We start from the raw sequence: 3,565 nt of genomic DNA on the forward strand, positions 1-3,565 counted from the left end.
GGCGGCGGCCTGCTCGCGCCACCGCGTCAGGTGCGCGCGGGCCGCGCGGGCCAGCACCGCCCCGTTGTAGGCGACGGCCAGACGCCAGTCATACGGGAACGGCAGCACTGCCTCCGGCGCGAGCGTGGCCTTGCGCAGGGCCGCTGTCAGGTCGGTGTACGGTTCGAGGCCCTCCAGGACCGGCAGCCACCACGGCCTCGACACCAGCCCGGTCGCCCGGATCCGGGCCACCGGCGCCCGCCGGAAGGTGGTGCCGTCGGCGGCCCGCTCCTGCGCGTCGGCGTGCAGTGCGCCCAGGAAGCCCCTGCCCAGCAGCGGGTCGGTGAGCATCGACAGGTCAGCCCCCCACAACGGGCGGCCCGTCGCAGTGTCCTGCAGAACGCTGCCCATGATGCCCGGCACGACGACGCACGCGTCCCTGGTGCGATCGTCGAAGACCGGCGGCACCCCCGCGTACGGCACCCCGTCCCCGTCCTCGTCCGCCCCCACAGCCCTCATGCCACCCGACGATAGGGGAAGCACCTTCGTCCGGGCAGGGCCTTCGCCCGAAGGGGGCCCTCCGCCCGTGGGTCCCGAGGCCGGGTGTCCCAGCGGTGGAGGGGCCGTGCCTGCTCTGCTGTTACCGCCCACGCCTCCTGGCGGACTCCCTTGGCAATCGAGCGATGATCGGTCGTGGCGACGGACCCGCCAGGGCGGCTTGCCGTCGGGAGGGCTGAGTGGTGCCCCACACGCTCGGCCGAGAATTGACAGTTCGCTACTCGCTACTCCTGGGTCCTCTGGTACGCCTGACCGAAACGGTCGAAACCTGACAGGGTGTGCAGGCCCCACGCCTCCGAATTTGCGTTAGAACGCACTTCAACTCCTAGGTTTCGAAGCATGCGATACATCAAACTCGGAACGACCGGTCTGGAAGTCTCCGCCATCGCCCTCGGCTGCATGAGCTTCGGCGAGCCGGACCGGGGCGGCGAGCCCTGGTCGCTGGGCGCGGACGCCAGCCGGGAGATCATCAAGCAGGCCCTCGAGGACGGCGTCAACTTCCTCGACACGGCCAATGGGTACAGCGCCGGAAGCAGTGAGGAGATCGTCGGTCAGGCGGTCAAGGACTTCGCCCGGCGCGAGGAGGTCGTTCTCTCCACCAAGGTCTGGATGCGGATGCGCCCCGGCCCGAACGGCGCCGGGCTGTCCCGCAAGGCGATCTTCGCCGAGCTCGACGCCTCCCTGAAGCGGTTGGGGACCGACTACGTCGACCTCTACCAGATCCACCGCTGGGACTACGACACCCCGATCGAGGAAACCCTCGAAGCGCTGCACGACGCGGTCAAGTCCGGGAAGGTCCGCTACATCGGAGCCTCGTCCATGTACGCCTGGCAGTTCGCCAAGGCCCTGTACCTGGCTGACCTGAACGGCTGGACCCGGTTCGTGTCGATGCAGGACCACTACAACCTCATCCACCGGGAAGCCGAGCGGGAGATGCTCCCGCTCTGCGCCGACCAGGGCGTCGGCGTGATCCCGTGGAGCCCGCTGGCGCGGGGCAGGCTGACGCGGGTCCGGGACACCGCCACGGCGCGCGCCAAGACCGACGAGGGCGGCAGGATCCTCTACCGCGACGGGGACCAGGCAGTGGCCGAGCGCGTCCACGAGATCGCGGGCAAGCGGGGTCTGTCCCCGGCCCAGGTCGCCCTGGCCTGGGTCATGCGCAACCCGGCGGTGACCTCGCCCATCGTCGGGGTCACCAAGCCGGCCCAGCTGGCCGACGCGGTCGCCGCGGTGGACGTCGAACTCGACGAAGACGAGGCCGCCTACCTGGAGGAGCCCTACCAGCCGCACGAGGCCGCCTACTTGGAGGAGTCCTTCTACAAGTCGCGCCCTGTGGCGGGCTCCAGGTAGTCCGGGCTGCCGTCGGGCCTTCGGCGAGTCCTTGGCCTCGGCCTCCTTGGGTCCGGCGGTGCTTGCGGGCGGGCGGGCGGGCGGGCGCGAGCGGAGCGGGCCGTGCGGCCCTGCCTGCTGCCGGTACCTGAGGCACCTACGGGCGGACGCCCTGAGCTGATAGTTCTTGTCATACCTAGGGAAGCACGGGGGTGGTGGCATGACGGGGCTCGTCGAGACGGACGTGGTCGCAGCACTGGCGCGCGGCAGCGCGGAGACGCAGCGCCGGATCCTGGAGCAGTGGCCGGACCGGATAGCCGACGAGATGGCCGACGGCTTCACCCGGCGGCATCCGGACCTGGCCGCGAAGTCCGGCTTCGCCCGCTGGCAGCTGGTGGCACTGGCCGTCGGCGCGGCCGGCGCACTGGCGGGCGTGGTGCTCGCACCGCTGCCCGCGCTCGCGCTGCTGATCGCGGTGGTGACGGGCTACAGCCTGCTGCACGCCGTGGTCGCGCTGACCGGTCTGCTGGCGGGGGGAGGCCAGGGCGGCAGGCCCGCGGACCCACCGGTTCCGGAGGCCGAACTCCCCTTCTACACCGTGCTGGTGCCCGCCTACCGGGAGGCCGGGGTGATCGGTGGCCTGGTGCGGCACCTGGCCGGGCTGGACTACCCGCCCGACCGGCTCGAGGTGCTGATCCTGGTGGAACGGCACGACCCGGACACCACCCGGGCGGTGCTCGCCGCCGACCCGCCCCCGTTCGTCCGCGTCGTCCAGCTCCCGCCCGGCCCACCCCAGACCAAACCCCGCTCGGTGAACCTGGGCCTGATGCTGGCCCGCGGCGAACTCCTGGTGATCTTCGACGCCGAGGACCGCCCGGACCCCGCACAACTGCGGCACGTCGCGGCCCGGTTCGCCGCGCGCGGCCCGCAACTGGCCTGCGTCCAGGCCCGACTGCTGTTCCGCAACCCCACCGACAACTGGCTGACCAAGCAGTTCGCCATGGAATACGCGCTGCGGTTCGGCCTGTTCCTTCCCGGCCTGGCGCGCCTGCGGATGCCGATCCCCCTCGGCGGGACCAGCAACCACTTCCGCACCGACACACTGCGCCGCCTCGGCGGCTGGGACGCCTGGAACGTCACCGAGGACGCCGACCTCGGCATGCGCTGCGCCGCACTCGGCTACCGCACCGAGACGATCGAGACGGTCACCTGGGAGGAGGCCCTCGGCACGGTCGGCCCGTTCGTCCGGCAGCGCACCCGCTGGTTCAAGGGCTTCCTGATGACGACGACGGTGCACACCCGCAACCCCCGCCACACCCTGCGCCGCTTCCGCGCCTCAGGAATCCTGGCCCTGCTCGGCGTCATCGCCGCCTCCCCGCTCACCGCCCTGGTCCAGCCCGTCGTCGCCGCCCTCACCCTGATCGCCGTGCTCGGCCGGGCCTGGTCCTCGACCGGTTCCGGGCTCGTGCTTCCGGCGATGGCGGCGCAAGCCGGTTCGGCCGCGCTGTGGATCGTCATCACCTTCGCCGCCGCCAGGCGCGCCCGACTTGCGGCCCCGTGGCACGCCGTGTTCGTGCCGCGCACGATGCCGACGCCGGTCTCGTCGCAGGAGGTCTCGATGCCGAGGACGAGTACCTCGTCGCCGTCGTCGACCAGCGCGGTGACGGCCATCTGGATCAGCTCGGAGACGCCGTTGCCG

General features: G+C 71.8%; 1 protein-coding gene and 2 pseudogenes. 2 read left to right on the forward strand and 1 reads right to left on the reverse strand.

Translation table 11 applies throughout. The annotated features are described in order from the left end of the window. Positions 1 to 498 (reverse strand): annotated as a pseudogene (locus ABZW03_RS38645) (hypothetical protein); the annotation flags it as partial. 378 nt (positions 499 to 876) lie between these two features. Here ABZW03_RS38645 and ABZW03_RS38650 point away from each other — a divergent pair. Together ABZW03_RS38650 and ABZW03_RS38655 are read left to right on the forward strand one after the other, a co-directional pair. After that, positions 877 to 1,887 carry an aldo/keto reductase gene (locus tag ABZW03_RS38650; RefSeq protein ID WP_355269227.1) on the forward strand — a complete coding sequence of 337 codons (1,011 nt, stop codon included), beginning with the start codon at positions 877 to 879 and terminating at the stop codon, positions 1,885 to 1,887. 304 nt (positions 1,888 to 2,191) lie between these two features. After that, positions 2,192 to 3,268, forward strand: a pseudogene (locus tag ABZW03_RS38655) (glycosyltransferase); the annotation flags it as partial. Between the last annotated feature and the right edge of the window lie 297 nt (positions 3,269 to 3,565).

Source organism: Kitasatospora sp. NPDC004799 (assembly GCF_040609095.1).
Lineage (GTDB): Bacteria > Actinomycetota > Actinomycetes > Streptomycetales > Streptomycetaceae > Kitasatospora.

Excerpts from the sequence above, each read along its gene's own strand:
- ABZW03_RS38650 (WP_355269227.1), top strand. The coding sequence starts at position 877 with ATGCGATACATCAAACTCGGAACGACCGGTCTGGAAGTCTCCGCCATC.